Genomic DNA, 16,068 nt, shown 5'->3' on the forward strand with positions numbered 1-16,068 from the left:
GGCGAGAGGTCAGGGAACTTCAATCATGCCTAACACCGTCCGTCTGGACATTCCCGTCCTTCTACCGGATGCGCCCGACGCTTCAGACGCCTGCGTGGGCCGTCTGATACGCACCCTCAGCGGCGTTCCCGGCCTGTCTCAGGCCCACGTCGTCGAGTCGCCCGAGGGCGCTCAACTGTGCCTGCACTATGACCCGGACCAGCTTTCTCCCGCCGAGGTGAAGCGCAAGGCCCGGCAGGCAGGCGTCGACATCAGCCGGCAGTTCGGTCATCTGGTCGGCTGGACGCAAGGCGTGCGTCACGCCCGCCACGCCCAACTTCTGGAAGCCGCGCTGAAGGACGAGCCGGGCGTGCTCGAGGCGGGTCTGGACGCCTCGGGCGCCGTCAGTCTGGAGTTCGACCAGTCCGTCATCAGCCGTGACGCGCTGATCCAGCGGCTGGCGGCCCACGGCCTCAGCTATTCCCCCACGCCCTCGGCCGCCGCCGTCGGCAAGGATCAGGCGGGTTCGGATCACGCCCATGACCACGATCATGATCACAGCCATGACCACGGCGATCATGGCCATGCCGGGCATAACCACGACCACGGCGGCATATTCGGCTCACAGACCGAACTGATCTTCGCCCTGATGGCGGGCGGCGTTCTGGGCGTCGGCTTTGCGCTGGAGAAGCTGGCGACCGGCCTGCCCGGCTGGATTCCGCTGGCCCTCTATCTCTCCGCCTATGGACTGGGCGGCTTCTTCACCGTGCGCGAAGCGATCGACAACCTGAAGCGCAAGCGGTTCGAAATCGACACCCTGATGCTGGTGGCCGCCGCCGGGGCCGCCGCTCTCGGCGCCTGGGCCGAGGGCGCCTTGCTGCTGTTCCTGTTCAGCCTGGGCCATGCGCTGGAACACTACGCTATGGGCCGCGCCAAGAAGGCCATTGAGGCCCTGGCCGAACTGGCGCCGCGCACCGCCCATGTGCGGCGCGGTCAGGACATCGTCGAACTGCCGGTCGAAGAGCTTCAGATCGGCGATGTTGTGGTGGTGCGACCCAATGAGCGCCTGCCCGCCGACGGTTTCGTCATCGCCGGCGCCACCAGCATCAATCAGGCCCCTGTCACCGGCGAAAGCATGCCGGTCGACAAACAGCCGGTCGCCGATCCGGTCGAGGCGCGGGCGCGTCCGGCCTCCATCGCCGCGACCTCGGCCGTCTTCGCCGGGACCATCAACGGTGCCGGGGCCATCGAGATCGAGACGACCCGAAAATCCAGCGACACCACCCTGGCCAAGGTGGTCCGCATGGTCAGCGAAGCCGAGACGCAGAAGTCCCCGACCCAGCGCTTTACGGACAGGTTCGAGCGCATCTTCGTGCCGGTGGTGCTGATCACGGCCTTCCTGCTGCTGTTCGCCTGGGTGGTGGTGGACGAGCCGTTCCGCGACAGCTTCTATCGCGCCATGGCGGTGCTGGTCGCGGCCAGCCCCTGCGCCCTGGCCATCGCCACGCCCAGCGCCGTCCTGTCCGGCGTCGCCCGCGCCGCGCGCGCCGGGGTGCTGATCAAGGGCGGCGCCCCGCTGGAGAATCTGGGCTCCGTCGACGCCATCGCCTTCGACAAGACCGGCACCCTGACCGAAGGCCGCCCGCGCATCACCGACGTCGTCCCCGTCGATGGCGTGGACGAAGCGACGCTGCTGGCCGTCGCCGTGGCGGTCGAACGCCTCAGCGACCACCCGCTGGCCGCCGCCATCGCCCGCGACGGCGCCGAACGCCTGAATGGCGCCGCCATACAGGCCGCCTCCAGTCTGGACAGCCTGACCGGCAAGGGCGTCTCGGCCAAACTCGACGGCCAGACCATCCTGATCGGCAAGCCCGAGATGTTCGGCGCCGACGACGTGGCCGCCCTGTCCCCCGCAACGGAGACAGCGGTGAACGGACTGCGCGATCAGGGCCGGACCCTGATGGTCGTGCGGCAGGGCGCGCGGGATCTGGGCGTCATCGGCCTGCTGGACACGCCGCGCGCCAGCGCCCGCGCAGCGCTGGACCGCCTGCGTGATCTGGGCGTCAAGCGCATGATCATGATCTCGGGCGACCACCAGAAGGCGGCCGAGGCCATCGCCGCTCAGGTCGGCCTGACCGAGGCCTGGGGCGACCTGATGCCCGACGACAAGGTCGAGGCGATCAAGCGGCTGCGCGCCGATTCAAAGGTCGCCATGGTCGGCGACGGGGTCAACGACGCCCCCGCCATGGCCACGGCGACGGTCGGCGTCGCCATGGGCGCGGCCGGGTCGGACGTGGCGCTGGAAACAGCCGATGTTGCGCTGATGGCCGACGACCTGTCCCACCTGCCCTTCACCGTGGGCTTAAGCCGGCGCACCCGCGCGGTGATCCGTCAGAATCTGGTGGTCAGTCTGGGCGTCGTCGCCTTCCTGGTGCCGGCCACCATCTTCGGTCTGGGCATCGGCCCGGCGGTGGCCCTGCACGAAGGCTCGACCCTGCTGGTGGTGTTCAACGCCCTGCGTCTGCTGGCCTGGCGCGACCGCATCGCCTGACGCCCCAAGGCCCCGCGTTCAGCGCGGGGCCTGATCGGCCTGCGCCCCGGCGCCGTTCCAGTAGACGTCGACCGCGACCGCCAGATAGTCCCGCCCGACCCTGGCCACGCCGGCCGACTGGGCCAGACCCGCCACCGCCGTCAGGATGGCTTTCTTCACCCGAAAGCAGATACGGATACGCCGCATATGCGCGGCTTGTATACGCCGGCTTCTTCTCTCACTCAGGCAGACAGCTTGGCGACTCTTTCAGAAATCGCCCGCAGACGCGCCTCGGCCATGATGGCGGACGAGGCGATCAGGGTCGGTCCCGCGCAATAGAGCAGGCGCGCCGGAAAGGCCTGCACGATCATCCGCCCCTGCAGGGAGCGCAGGGCCGGGTGGGTGACGATGCTGTCGTCGAGGCGGCTGGTCGCGCCGTGGCGTTTCTCGCCCAGCAGCAGCAGGTCCGGCGGATCGGCCAGCACCTGCTCCAGCGAGGCGCGGCCCCAGTTGCGGACGCCATAGCGCGCCGCGGCGTTGGTCAGGCCCATCCGCGTCATCAGTTCGTCCATCAGCGTCCCGGCGCCGGGGCACAGGCCGTCATTCTGATAGATCAGGGTCAATGGTCGCGGCGCGCCTTCGCCCGCTGCGTTCGCGCCCGTGTCGAGGGCGTCTTCTATGCGACGGATCAGGGCCTCGCCGCGTTCGGGATGGCCGACCAGTCCAGCGATGGTCGCGATCTGCTCCAGGCTTTTTTCGATCGTTTCGGGCGAGGGAAAGGCCGACAGTTCCAGCCCCAGACGGGTCAGGGCCGTGCGCGTGTGCAGGCCTGTGCGACGACTGGCCAGGATCAGGTCGGGCTGAAGGTGCATCACCTCTTCGGCGCTGTCGCCGACGACGTCGAAGGCCGCCGCCTCGGCCACGACTGTCGAGGTTTCCGGGTCACGCGAATAGCGGCTAAGGGCCTTGATCTGATCGGCGTCCGCCACCGCCAGCAGGATGGCGTCCAGACAAGCGCCCAGCGAAACGATCCGCCGGGGCCGCGCGGGATCGGGCCTGACTTCATCCGTTTCCGGACGCGATTTGGCCACGCCAACTGCCGAGGCGGTGATGGCGGTTCCGGTCACGGCCGAGCCGGTCAGGGCGGCCCCCAGTAGTCTGCGGCGTGTGGCCTGCATTCAGAACTCGACGCCGGCCTGGGCTTTCACGCCGCTGCGGAAGGGGTGTTTGACCAGGGTCATCTCGGTGACCAGATCGGCGACTTCGATCAGTTCCGGCTTGGCGTTGCGGCCGGTGATGACGACGTGGGTGTCGGCGGGTTTTTCGGCCAGCACCTCAAGCACCTCTTCGATCGGCAGATAGTCGTAGCGCAGGGCGATGTTCAGTTCATCGCAGATGACCATCTTCCATTCGGGATCCATGATCCGCGCCTTGGCGGCCTCCCACGCCTCGCGCACCTTGGCGATGTCACGCGCCTTGTCCTGGGTGTCCCAGGTGAAGCCCTCGCCCAGCGGGCGCATCTCGACCAGGTCGGGAAAAGCTTCGAATACAGCGCTTTCACCCGTGAACATGGCGCCCTTGATGAACTGGATGATCGACACCTTCATGCCGTGGCCGATCATGCGGCAGGCCATGCCGAGACTGGCCGTGGTCTTGCCCTTGCCGGGGCCGGTGTGGACGATGATCAGGCCGCGCTCGACCGTCTTTCCGGCCATGATCCTGGCGCGGGCCGCCTGAATCTTCTTCATCTTTTCGGCGTGGCGCGTCTCATCAGCGGCGGGGTTTGCGGCGTCGGTCATGATGGGCTTCCGGTCAGTTCAGCAAGCAGGGTTCGGGCGCTGTTGGAGCGGGGCGTCCACAGGCCGCGCTCGATGGCTTCCAGCAGGCGGGCGGCCACATCGCGCAGGGCGTGGGGGTTGGCCTCGGTCATGAAGTCGCGCACGGCCTCATCCTCGATGAAGGCGCGATGGACCATGTCGAAGTGGTGGTTCCTGACCGTGTCGGTGGCGGCGGCGAAGGCGAACAGATAGTCGACGCCCGCAGAAATCTCGAACGCGCCCTTATAGCCGTGGCGCATCACGCCCGCGATCCATTTCGGATTGACCAGACGCGCGCGCAGGGTGCGGGCGATCTCATCCTCCAGCGTGCGGATCACCGGCTTTTCGGGTCGCGAAAGGTCGTTGTGATAGCTGATCGGCGCCGCACCGCGCACCGCCTCGACCGCCGCCGCCATGCCGCCCTCGAACTGGTAATAGTCGTCCGAATCCAGCAGGTCGTGTTCGCGGTTGTCCTGATTGTGGATCACCGCCTCGACGCGGGCCAGACGCGCCTCCAGCCCCTGACGGTCGGCCGCGCCTTCCTGTCCTGCGCCATAGGCGTAGGCGCCCCAGACGATGAAGGCCTCGGCCAGATCGCCGCGCGTCTCCCACAGCTTTTCGTCGATCATGGTCTGAAGACCGGCGCCGTATGCGCCCGGTTTCGAGCCGTAGACACGCGTTCCGGCCCGCCGCGTCGCCTCGGCCTCGGCCAGACCGGCGCCGATCAGTTCAGCCTGTTCCTGACCAAAGCGGGCGGCGGCGGGGTTGTCGGCCTCGTCTTCGTCCAGCGCCTGAATGGCGCGCGCAGCCGAGGCCAGCAGGTCGACCTGCTCCATGAAGGCGTCGCGGAAAAAGCCCGAGATGCGCACCGTCACATCGACGCGTGGACGCCCCAGCACGGCCAAAGGCAGGATCTCGAAGCCCGTTACCCGCCCGGTCGACAGCTCCCACGTCGGGCGCGCGCCCATCAGGGCCAGCGCCTGGGCGATGTCGTCGCCGCCGGTGCGCATGTTCGACGTGCCCCAGGCCGACAGGGCGACGGCCTGCGGATAGTCGCCGGTGCGTTGCAGGTGATCCTCGACCAGCATCTGAGCCGAGGCCCAGCCCAGCTTCCAGGCCGTCGGCGTCGGCACGGCGCGCGTATCCACCGAATAGAAGTTGCGGCCGGTGGGCAGCACCTCGGGCCGTCCGCGCGTCGGCGCGCCCGAGGGGCCCGGCGCGATGAACCGTCCGTCCAGCCCCGCCATCAGCGCCGCCAGCTCGGCCGGTCCGCAGGCGTCGATGCGCGGCGCGAGGTCCAGCCGCACCGCCTCCATAACGAGGGCTGTTGAGGTCCAAGCGGCGTCGACGGGCGCGCTCTCGATCAGGGCCGCGCACAGATGCTCCATCCGCTCGACGGTATCGCCGAGGGTGCGCCAGGGCGCGTCGTCCAACGTCGCCAGCGCCTGCGGCCTCGGCCCGGCGAAGGGGTCGCCCAGACGACAGTCCAGCGGGTCGAAACCCAGCCCCAGATCATTGGCCAGCGCCCGCAGCAGGGAGCCGTCCCGACCCTTGCCCAGACGCCGCGGCGTGCGCGCCAGCGCTGTCAGCAGGTCGGTGCGCAACCGCCCCTGCGGCGAACAGGAAAAGACGTGCAGCCCATCGCGGATCTGCATCTCCTTCAGGTCGCACAGATAGTTGTCCAGCGCCGCCAGCGCCTCTTCGCCGTCCGACAGGTCGAGGCCGCAATCGACGTCCAGCCCCTCGGTCGCGGCAAGCGTCAGGATGTCGTCGCGCAGGGACGACAGGCGGCGCGGATCCATGCCCGCCGCGAAATAATACTCATCGACCAGCACCTCCAGCGCCTTCAGCGCGCCATAGCTTTCGGCCCGGGTCAGCGGCGGCGTCAGATGGTCGATGATGGCCGCGCCGATGCGCCGCTTGGCCTGCGCCCCCTCGCCCGGGTCATTGACGATGAAGGGATAAAGCTGCGGCGTCGGCCCGACGATGGCCTGCGGGAAGCAGTCGCGCGACAGGGCCAGCGCCTTGCCCGGCAGCCATTCGACATTGCCGTGCTTGCCCATGTGGATCATGGCGTGGGCGCCGAAATCGCGCCTCAGCCAGGCGTAGAAGGCCAGATAGCCATGCGGCGGAACCAGCGCGGGATCGTGATAACTGCCCGCCGGATCGATGTTGTAGCCGCGCGCAGGCTGCACCCCGACCGCCACATGGCCGAAGCGATGGATGGGCAAGCGAAAGCCGTCTTCCTCAAAGAAGGGATCGTCCTGCGGCGGGCCCCAGCGCTCATGGATCGCCGCGCCGATCGACGGCGCCAGTTCATCCAGAAAGGCCAGATACTGCGTCAGGGTCAGTCGCTGACCGCCCTCGGCTGAGGGCTTGTCGGGAGCGTTCGTCGGCCCGGCCAGCAGGCGCGCCATCAGGGCGGCGCCGTCATCGGGCGCGCCGGCGGCGTCATAGCCGTGCGCCTTCATGGCGCTCAGGACGCAGGCCGCGCTCTGGGGCGTGTCCAGCCCGACGCCATTGCCGATGCGGGCGTCGCGGTTGGGATAGTTGGCCAGGATCATCGCCACGCGACGCTGCTGTGGCGGCGTTCGGCGCAGACGGACCCAGCCCGCTGCCATGTCGGCCGCATGGGCGATCTGTTCAGGCGCGGGGTCGTGGCCGACGATGGCGCACTGGGTGCGAGGGTCGAAGCGGGCCTCGGCCTTGAAGGCCACCGCCCCGGCCAGCAGGCGTCCGTCCACCTCGGGCAGGGCCACGTTCATGGCCAGATCGCGCGTCGCCAGCCCGCGCGCGCTGTCGGCCCATGCGGCGTGGTTGGTGGCGGCGAACACCAGTTGCAGCACGGGCGCGCCGGGCCGGTCCAGCACCCCGCCCGCGACGCCGCTCCATTCCGCCTCGGCGTTCAGCGAGGCCGTGGCGAAGGCGGTGGCGTTCAGCACGACCTGCGGCGGACAGCGCCGGAACAGATCGCCGAGCAACCCCTTGGCGAAGTCGTTCTTCAGACTCTGCACATGAACCGGCAGGGGGTTCAGACCGCGCGCCTTCAGGGCCTCGATCGTCGCCACGACCGCCTGCGTCTGCCCCGACATGACCAGCGCCCTGTAGAAGACCAGCGCCGCCACCGGCGCGCCCTCGATCCAGCGCGACTTCAGATCCTCCAGCGAGGGCGCGTCCAGCCCCGGCCAGAACAGTCCTGCGTCCAGCACCGGCGTCGGCTCGCTCCAGTCCGAGGCATGGCCGATCAGGTCTGCGGCATACAGAAGCGCGTTGCGGCCGTTGGCCAGCCCCCCGGCCCGCAGATAGCGCGCCATGCGCTGGCGCACTTCAGTCGGAACCGTCGACAGTTCAGCCGATTCCGCCTCGCCCGCCCCATCGTCCAGCAGGGCGATGAAGGGCCGGTTTCGTTCGCGACAGACGCGGCGGATTTCATCCAGCCCATAAGGCCAGTAGCCGCGCCCGCCCAGCAGGCGCACCACCACGATGCGCGCATGGGCGACGACCTGCTCGGCATACAGATCGACCGACATCGGATGCTTCAGATGCAGCAGATTGGCCAGCCGCACGGATGGGAAACCCTCCGGCAGGCTTCCCGCCGCCGTCGACAGACAGGCAAGGTCCGTGTCGTTGCTGGACAGGATGACGATGTCGCCGGGGCTCTGGCCCAGGTCGATCGCCTCCTCGCCGTCCAGGACGGCCCCGGCCTGTACCGCCAGAAGATGCATCAGACGCCTTCGGCCGCTCCGGCAAGCGCAGCCTGAACGCGCGGCGTGACAGCGGCCTGATCCACGCCCTTTTCAGCGATCACCACCAGACGGCTGATCCGCGCCTCGCCCGCCCGCCACGGACGGTCGAAATAGGTCTGGATGCGCGGCCCCACGGCCTGAAGGATCAGGCGCGACGGCTTGCCCGCCACCGCGACCACGCCCTTGACCCGCAGGATGTCGTGATCCTCGATCACCGAGGTCAGCAGACCCGACGTCGCCTCGGGCGAGACGATCTCGCCGCCCGCCACGACGAAGGTGTCGAAGTCGTCGTGGTCGTGGTCGTCGTCCGCGCCGTCGTGGTGCGACGGGCGGCTGTCCAGATCGTCCTCGGCGCCGACGCCCAGACCCAGCAGCACCGCCGGATCGACCACGCCGCGCGCGGCATGGATCAGCTTGGCGCCCGGCCGCATATGGGCGCGCACCTCGGCCTCGACCGTGGCCAGAACACCGGCGTCCACCAGATCGGTCTTGTTCAGCACCACCAGATCGGCGCAGGCCAGTTGCTCCTCGAACAATTCCTCCAGCGGCGTGTCGTGGTCCAGCGTCGGGTCTGCGCGGCGGGCCTGATCCAGCGCCGCCTCATCATGGGCGAAGCGCCCCGCCGCCACGGCGTCGGCGTCGATCAGGGCGACCACCCCGTCGACGGTCGCACGGGTGCGGACCTCGGGCCATGTGAACGCCTTGACCAGCGGCTTGGGCAGGGCCAGACCCGACGTCTCGACCAGGATATGTTCCGGCGGACTGTCGCGGTCGATCAGCTTGCGCATCGTCGGCAGGAAATCATCCGCCACGGTGCAGCAGATGCAGCCGTTGGCCAGTTCGACGATGTCTTCCTCAGTGCAGCTTTCGACGCCGCAACCGCGCAGGATTTCGCCGTCCACGCCGACGTCGCCGAACTCATTGACCACCACGGCCAGACGCCGCCCGCCCGCGTTTTCCAGCAGGTGCCGGATCAGCGTCGTCTTGCCCGAGCCCAGAAAGCCGGTCACCACCGTCGTCGGTATCTTGGCCATGTGCGTCTTCATCCCTCATGTTTCATCACTGAGGGGATGACAGCGTCCGGCCGATGCATCGCGCAGGCGCGACAGACGGTCATGAGGCGCCGCCCGGCGCCCTCCGCACCGTCGTCTCGTGTCGTCGGGGCCGGTCTCCTGGCTCGGGTCACGCGCGGCGCCTTCCCGGCCCGCGTCAGGACCAGTGGCGTTCGCCGCGCGTCAGGGACCAGACGGTCCCACGGCCCTTACAGTTGCGGGGGCAGCTGCGGAGTTGGCCGGATGGCCGCACCGCATTCCCGGGACGCGGCGAACCGCATCCCAAACCTCGACGCGCCGTCGATAGGCCGGGCCGTTACAGCGGGTCAAGCCGCGCCGCGCGGCCGCGCGCCCGCAAGATGCGTTGACGCTGTTCCCCCGGCCTTCTATCCCGGCTGCGACAGGTTCCCCTGACCGGGATCAAAAGGGAACTCGGGTGGAAATCCCGGGCTATCCTCGTAACTGTAAGCGGCGAGTCCGCGCCACAGGCCACTGGCCGCCCTCCCCCATCAGGAGAGGCGCCGGGAAGGCGGCGCACCACGACGATGACCCGCAAGCCAGGAGACCTGCCTGTCGCAGTCGTCCTTCGCGCGGACGAGGCATCCGGGCGAAAGGGGTTCACCCCGCGTGGCGATATCGTCTGGTCCGTTCCGGCGTCCGAGCGGATCGTGCTGTCGTGCGAGGGTGACATTATGCGTTTCGACGCTGCATGGGCCGGTGTCCTGTCGGGTGCGGGACAATGAGGCTGGATCGCCGCCGCCTTCTGGCGGGTCTCGGCCTGCTGCCTGTCGCAGGCGGGGCGCTGGTCGCCTGTTCGCCGCGCCGTGAGACAGACGCCGGCACGGGCGCCGACAGCTTGCAATTCATCGATGACGTGGGACGCAGCGTCACGCTGAAGCTGCCGGTCACGCGCACCGTGGTCTTCAACCGCTATACGACCGAATTCATCCGCGCCATCGCCGGGCCGCAGGTGCTGGTCGGCGTCGATATCAAGGCGGGCTCGGCCTACTGGCCCACCGTCACGCCCGAAATGTTCGCAGGCCAGAGCCAGACCAGCCCCAATTTCGAGGCCATCGTCGCCATGCGGCCGGACGTGGTCTTCTTCCCCCGCAACAGCGACTGGCAGGGTGCGGCCCAGACGCTGGCGCCGTTCGGCATTCCGGTCGTCGTCATCACCTGCTGGGACGTGCTGAAGCATGAAGAGAACGCCACCCTGCTGGGCCGCATCTATCAGCGCCCCGAGGAGGCGGAAAAGCTGAACGCCTTCTATCGCGGCCACCGCGACCTGCTGCGCGAACGGCTGGCGGGCGTGCCGCGCAAGCGCGTCTATCTGGAAGAGGTCGGCGACTACAAGACCCTGCTCAAGGGGTCCGGCTGGCACGACATGGTGCAGGAAGGCGGCGGCCAGAACATCTTCGGCGACGTCAACATTCTGGACCAGCCCTCGGCGCGCGGCAGCGTACAGGGCTTCGAGGTCGACCCCGAGGAAATCCTGGCCCGGCGGCCGGAGGTCATCATCAAGCTGCAACGCGGCCAGTATGAACCGCACGAAGAGGCCGCCTCTCGGCAGGTGCTGGAACGGCTGGTCGCCCGCCCCGGCTTCAGCCAATTGCCCGCCGTGCGCGACGGCCATGTCTATCACATGAGCTATTACTTCTCGAGCGCCAGCTCCAAGATCGTGGGCGCCCTGCAGATCGCCCAATGGCTCTATCCCGACCGTTTCGGCGACGTCGATCCGCAAGGCGCGATGAAGGTCTGGCTCGAGGAATTCCAGGGCGTGCCCTATCCGGCGCAGGGCCGCTACTGGACCTCCCTGCCCATCATACGGGGCGAGAAGGCGTGAGCGATCCGGCCCGCGCGGCGCTTGAAGACGCCTTCAGCCGCCACCGGCTGCGGCGGCGGCTGATCCTGATCGCGGGCGTCGTCGTGCTGATCGTCGCCGTGCTGGCCTCGACCGGCATGGGAGTGCAGCCGCTGTCGCCGGGACAGAGCGCGCGCGCCCTGCTGGCGCCGCTGTTGCCGCCCCAATGGCTGGGCGACCTGTCCCAGCTTCAGATCGATGTGGTGCAGAAGCTGCGCGCGCCGCGCACCCTGCTGGCGGCCATCGGCGGCGCCAGTCTGGCCCTGGCGGGCGCCGCCCTGCAGGGCATCACGCGCAACGCCCTGGTCAGCCCCTTCACCCTCGGCATTTCATCGGCCGCCGCCTTCGGCGCCTCGGTCGCCATACTGGCGGGATGGAGCGAATGGGCGGGCCTCGGCCCGTGGTGGACAGTGACGGCGGCGTTCGCCTGCGCCCTGTTCTGCGCCGTGCTGGTGCTGGGGTTTTCGGCCATGCGGGGCGTCACCTCCATGATGCTGATTTTGGGGGGCGTGGGGCTGAACTATCTGTTCAGCGCGGCGACCACGACGATGCAGTTCATCGCCACCGAGCAACAGCTGGCCGCCATCATCCAGTGGACCTTCGGCTCTCTGAACGGCGCCTCATGGCTGGAGGTGCTGATCGTCGGCCTGATCCTGCTGGTCGTCGCGCCGGTGCTGTTCGGCCACGCATGGGCGCTGAACGCCTTCGCGGCAGGCGGAGATGAGGTCGCGGCCTCGCTCGGTTTCTCGGTCAAGCGGACGCGGATGCTGGTGACGCTGGGCGCCGTGCTGCTGACGGCGGGGATCGTCAGCTTCGCCGGCGTGATCGGCTTCGTCGGACTGGTCGCACCGCACATCGCGCGGCTGCTGATCGGCGGCGACCACCGGGTCTTCCTGCCCTTCGCCGCCGTAACGGGCGCGGTTCTGGTCGTGGCCGCCGACCTGATCGGACGCACCCTGTTCGCGCCGGTCATCATTCCGGTCGGCATCGTCGTGGCCTATCTGGGCGTGCCCCTGTTCCTGCACCTGCTGATCCGACGCCGTCGCGAGATGATGCTGTGAGGCTGTCCGTCCACGACCTGCACTACGGCTATGGCGAGGCGCAGGTGCTGCGCGGCGTCGACTTCGAGGTCGGACCCGGCGAAATCGTCTGTCTGGTCGGGCCGAACGGCGCGGGCAAAAGCACGGCGCTGAAATGCCTGAACCGCATCCTGAAACCTGCGCGGGGGCGTATCCTGCTGGACGGCGCGCCCGTCTCCGGTTTCAGCCGACGCCGTCTGGCGCAAGCCATCGCCTATGTGCCGCAACAGGCGGGGCCGACCATGTCCCTGCCCGTCATGGAGATGGTGCGGCTGGGCCGGGCGCCACATCGCGGGCCGGGCACGGGCGCGCGCGATCAGGCCGTGGTGCTGGACGCGCTTCAGGCCCTGCAGCTCGAAGCGCTGGCCATGCGCCAATACGGCGAACTGAGCGGCGGCGAGCGGCATCGCGTCCTGATCGCCCGCGCCCTGGCCCAAGAGGGCCGCATCCTGCTGCTGGACGAACCGACCAGCGATCTGGATCTGCGCCATCAGCTTGAAACCATGACGGCCCTGCGCCGCCTCTGCGCCGAGCGCGGCGTCGGCGTGCTGATCGCCATTCACGATCTGGCGCTGGCCAGCCGGTTCGCCGACCGCATCGTCATGCTGTCGCAGGGCCGCGTCTTCGCTCAGGGACCATGGCGCGAGGTGGTGACACCCGGCCATCTGGAGGCCGTCTATGGCGTCAGCGCCCTGACCGGTCAGGACAGCGGCCTGCCCTATGTCATCCCGGTCGAGAAAAGCGCGCTCTAAACATCACGCACAGCGGGCAGGACGGTCTGGGCGAACAGCCGCATACCCGCCAGCGCCTCGTCATTGGTCAGCACGCCGTTGCCGTTGAAGACACAGCGCAGCTCGCCCGTCCCTCGCGTCCGGCGCAGGGCGGCGATCTGGGCGACGCACTGTTCCGGGTCGCCCCAGATGACCTGTTCGGACAGCACCCTGTCGCGATCCAGCGGCGGATTCTGCACCCCCCGGGCCAGCGCCGAGGCGTCCCGCGCCACCTGACGCCGCGCCAGAAAATCATCCACCGCCTCGACCGCCGAGGCCATGTCGCGGCCGATGCAGACATAGCGGCACAGCGACGACCGACTGAGAGCGCCCGGCGCCCCCGCCTCGGCCAGCGCCTCGGCATAGACGGCAAGCTGGCGCAGTTCCGGCGGCTCCAGACTGAGCAGCAGCGGCAGGCCGCGCCGGGCCGCAAAGCCCAGCGTCTCGGCCGTCGACCCGGCCACATACAGCGGCGGATGCGGCGTCTGGAACGGCGGCGCCGAGGCCCGGTGGATCGCCGTCAGAGGCTCGGTCCAGACCCGGATCATCGCGTCATAGGCCGCCTCGAACCGCGCCCGCGCCTCAGCCCGGTCGACGCCCAGTATGTCGAAGGTCTGCGGGTCCGTGCCCCGGCCTATGCCGATATCCAGACGGCCGCCGCTCTGACGATCCAGTTGGGCGATGCTCTCGGCCAGCAGCAGAGGATCATGCAGCGGCAAGACCAGGATCGACGTCCCCACCCGGATCCGCTCGGTCCGCGCCAGCAGGGCCGCGCCCAGCAGCAGGGTCGAGGGATAGGGCTGTGGCGGGTCCTGGAAGTGGAATTCGTTGAACCAGACGCCGTCGAACCCCAGCCGGTCCGCTTCTTCAAACAGGGACAGGAAGTCGTCGTGCCGCCCCCGCGTCGCATCGCGGGTCCAGCCATACAGGTCGATGCGCATGGCGCCCTCCTCTCGTCATCCGTTCAGGGCGCGCGCTTCACGACGAAAGCGCGCGCCCCTTACATCCGATCAGAAATCGGCCTGAATGGAGAACTGGAAGGTACGCGGCATGGACAGGCCGAAGGTCGTCGACCCGCCACGTCCCATCCAGTGGTTCTTGTCGCCCGCATTCAGCACCATGGCGCTGACCCGGATCGGGTGCGAGGCGATCACGGTGCGATAGTTGGCGCCGACATCGAACGAGACGAAGGACGGAATCCGCGTGCCGTCGCGGGCGCCGGAATCGATGAAGGCTTCGCCGTTATAGACAGCGCGTCCCACCAGTCCGACGCTCTGGACCGGGCGGTATTCAAAGCCCGCCGTGCCGCTCCATTCCGAGACGCCGTTGACATAGCGCCCATCGGTCAGGCCGCCGTTGGTCTTCTCGCGCTCGGCGTCCAGATACAGGCTGCCGAAGGTGACGGTCCACTGATCCGTCAGTTGTCCGACCGAGGCCAGTTCGATCCCGCGATAGCGGTTGCGGCCATCCGCATCCCGGCGGAAGGTCGTGGGCGTGACCTCCACGTCGATCATGTTCTGCTGCTCCATGTCGAACAGGGCCAGCGTCGTCAGCATCCCGCCGTGCTTCAGCTTGACGCCCACCTCGTTCTGGGTCGCGCGCATGGGCGCCAGCACCTCGCCGCGATTGACGTAGCGGGCGTCGTTGCCGACCATCGACCCGCGCGAGAAGCTCTCGGTATGACCGGCGTACAGCGACAGGTTCGGCGACACCTTATAGGTCAGGCCATAGGTCGGCAGAATGTTGTCGTTCTTGATCCGGCGCCCCGTCTGGCCGTTCAGGAAGTTCTCGTTCTTCTGCGAGGCGGCCAGCAGAAGGTCGAACTTCCCGACCGAGATGACATCGCTCAGCGTCAGGCCGATGTTCGTCTCGCTCCACTGATGCACCGGGTTGCGGCGCGACGGCAGGGGATAGAAGGCGGGCGAATAGGACACGCCGTCATACAGGTTTCCGCCGATGCGGCCTGTCGGGCTGTTGTGGGTGTCGTTCCAGTATTTGGCGAAGGAATGATCAAGCGCGATGGCCAGATTGTGCGTCACCGCGCCGGTGCGGACGCGTCCGCGCAGACCGACCTGGGCATAGGCGTTCTGCGTCTCTTCAACCTGGGTGTTGGCGACGTTGGCGGCGACGAACTCGCCCGCATCATTGAAGCGCAGAGCCGAGCTGGAGTTGTATTTATAGCCGCTCTTTTCCATCGCGCCGTAGTTGGCGAACAGGGTCCAGTCGGCGCTGATGCGCTGTTCGTGGTTCAGCGCGAAGACGTAGCCGTACATCAGCTTGGTCGTTTCGGGGAAGTCGTAGTTCATCCCCGCGTCCGGCGCCGTGGGCAGGTCGGCGCCTGCGCCGCTGAAGGTGAACCAGCGCTGGCCGCCGTTGATCCGCAGGTCGAAATAGCCGCCGAACAGATTGGTGCTGCTGTTGGCGCCCTGATGGTCCAGATTGAAGAAGACGTTGCTGCTGTTGTTCTCGGCGCCCGGCAGGGACAGTTCGCCGTCCAGATGCTCGGCGTTGACGCGCAGGCCCCACGCCTTGTCGTCACCGAAGCGGCGCGCGACGTCGGCATAGACGCCGACGCTGCCCCGGCCCGAGAAGGTGCCGGTGACGCGGTTCAGATCATCCAGCGGCGCGGACTTGGTGACGACGTTGATGACGCCCGGCGCGGGCGTAGCGCCGCTGTCGGTGCCGTTGTTCGACATGCTGACGCCGTTGACCGCCGCATTCGGGCCGGAGGTGATGTCGATACGCTCAATGACGTGGGCGGGCGGCGTGGTGAACTGCGAGAACAGGCTGGGGATGCCGTTCAGCATCATGTGGTTGCCGTTCATGTTCACGCCGCGCATCGAGAAGTCGCTGTACATCGGCGAACTGGTGCTGGAACGGATCGAGGGATTGTTCTGCAGCACATTGGCCAGCGGCAGGCTGGGATCGTGGAACAGTTCCAGCGTGTGGGCCGTCAGGCTCATCTGCGAATAGGGGATGTCCATCACGGACTGGTCGCCCTGAATCCCGGCGCGCGCGCTGCCCTGCAGCAGTTCGCCCGGCAGACGGTCGGCCGCGCCGCGCACGATGACATCGGCCACCGCCGTCGCCTGATCCGGCGCCGCATTATCGGCCAGCGCCGCTACAGGCAGGCCGAAAAGAAGCGCAGCCGCGCTGACGCTGACAAGAAGACGTTTGGACATGACGCACCCCGGTGCTCGCAAGCAGAAAACACAAGGCGAACGGCCGCACGGA

The 16,068-nt window shown here is 68.2% G+C and carries 11 protein-coding genes and 2 riboswitches; of the genes, 4 read left to right on the top strand and 7 right to left on the bottom strand.

Annotation, left to right across the window (positions count from 1 at the left end; all coding sequences use genetic code 11):
• Window positions 1-25 precede the first annotated feature (25 nt).
• Window positions 26-2,530, top strand: coding sequence for a heavy metal translocating P-type ATPase (locus ACORJG_RS09555; protein WP_427788810.1), 2,505 nt, complete (start codon window positions 26-28; stop codon window positions 2,528-2,530).
• A gap of 18 nt (window positions 2,531-2,548) precedes the next feature.
• Here ACORJG_RS09555 and ACORJG_RS09560 read toward each other — a convergent pair whose 3' ends face one another.
• Genes ACORJG_RS09560 through cobW form a run of 5 tightly spaced genes read right to left on the bottom strand, consistent with a single transcriptional unit; the run spans window position 2,549 to window position 9,106 of the window.
• Window positions 2,549-2,716 (bottom strand): hypothetical protein, encoded by a 168-nt coding sequence (locus ACORJG_RS09560; protein WP_427788811.1) that lies wholly within the window; start codon window positions 2,714-2,716, stop codon window positions 2,549-2,551.
• 35 nt (window positions 2,717-2,751) lie between these two features.
• A complete protein-coding gene (locus ACORJG_RS09565) occupies window positions 2,752-3,687 on the bottom strand; it encodes an ABC transporter substrate-binding protein (RefSeq protein WP_427788812.1) in 936 nt (311 codons plus the stop codon).
• Window positions 3,688-4,308: a cob(I)yrinic acid a,c-diamide adenosyltransferase gene (cobO, locus tag ACORJG_RS09570; RefSeq protein ID WP_427788813.1), complete on the bottom strand. Its 621-nt coding sequence runs from the start codon at window positions 4,306-4,308 to the stop codon at window positions 3,688-3,690.
• Window positions 4,305-8,051, bottom strand: a complete 3,747-nt coding sequence (gene cobN, locus ACORJG_RS09575) for a cobaltochelatase subunit CobN (protein WP_427788814.1) — start codon at window positions 8,049-8,051, stop codon at window positions 4,305-4,307. Before cobN ends, cobO begins: the two co-directional genes overlap by 4 nt.
• Complete coding sequence (gene cobW / locus ACORJG_RS09580) at window positions 8,051-9,106, bottom strand: cobalamin biosynthesis protein CobW (RefSeq protein ID WP_427788815.1); 1,056 nt, start codon at window positions 9,104-9,106, stop codon at window positions 8,051-8,053. Before cobW ends, cobN begins: the two co-directional genes overlap by 1 nt.
• 111 nt (window positions 9,107-9,217) lie before the next feature.
• A riboswitch (cobalamin riboswitch) is annotated at window positions 9,218-9,431 on the bottom strand.
• A 78-nt stretch (window positions 9,432-9,509) separates the two neighbouring features.
• Window positions 9,510-9,712: riboswitch (cobalamin riboswitch) on the top strand.
• A 151-nt stretch (window positions 9,713-9,863) separates the two neighbouring features.
• Here cobW and ACORJG_RS09585 point away from each other — a divergent pair.
• From ACORJG_RS09585 to ACORJG_RS09595, 3 genes are read left to right on the top strand one after another with little or no spacing between them, the layout of a single operon-like run.
• Complete coding sequence (locus ACORJG_RS09585) at window positions 9,864-10,967, top strand: ABC transporter substrate-binding protein (RefSeq protein ID WP_427788816.1); 1,104 nt, start codon at window positions 9,864-9,866, stop codon at window positions 10,965-10,967.
• Entirely contained in the window at window positions 10,964-12,046 is a 1,083-nt protein-coding gene (locus ACORJG_RS09590; RefSeq protein ID WP_427788817.1) for a FecCD family ABC transporter permease, read from the top strand. Before ACORJG_RS09585 ends, ACORJG_RS09590 begins: the two co-directional genes overlap by 4 nt.
• Complete coding sequence (locus ACORJG_RS09595) at window positions 12,043-12,816, top strand: ABC transporter ATP-binding protein (RefSeq protein ID WP_427788818.1); 774 nt, start codon at window positions 12,043-12,045, stop codon at window positions 12,814-12,816. Before ACORJG_RS09590 ends, ACORJG_RS09595 begins: the two co-directional genes overlap by 4 nt.
• Here ACORJG_RS09595 and ACORJG_RS09600 read toward each other — a convergent pair.
• Both ACORJG_RS09600 and ACORJG_RS09605 read right to left on the bottom strand, forming a co-directional pair.
• On the bottom strand, window positions 12,813-13,775 hold the full coding sequence (locus ACORJG_RS09600) for an LLM class flavin-dependent oxidoreductase (protein WP_427788819.1): 963 nt from the start codon (window positions 13,773-13,775) through the stop codon (window positions 12,813-12,815). The two genes, ACORJG_RS09595 and ACORJG_RS09600, sit on opposite strands and share 4 nt — an antisense overlap.
• 69 nt (window positions 13,776-13,844) lie before the next feature.
• Window positions 13,845-16,016 (bottom strand): TonB-dependent receptor, encoded by a 2,172-nt coding sequence (locus ACORJG_RS09605; protein WP_427788820.1) that lies wholly within the window; start codon window positions 16,014-16,016, stop codon window positions 13,845-13,847.
• Window positions 16,017-16,068: the final 52 nt, after the last annotated feature.

The organism is Brevundimonas diminuta (assembly GCF_050310045.1).
Taxonomy (GTDB): Bacteria; Pseudomonadota; Alphaproteobacteria; order Caulobacterales; family Caulobacteraceae; genus Brevundimonas; species Brevundimonas diminuta_F.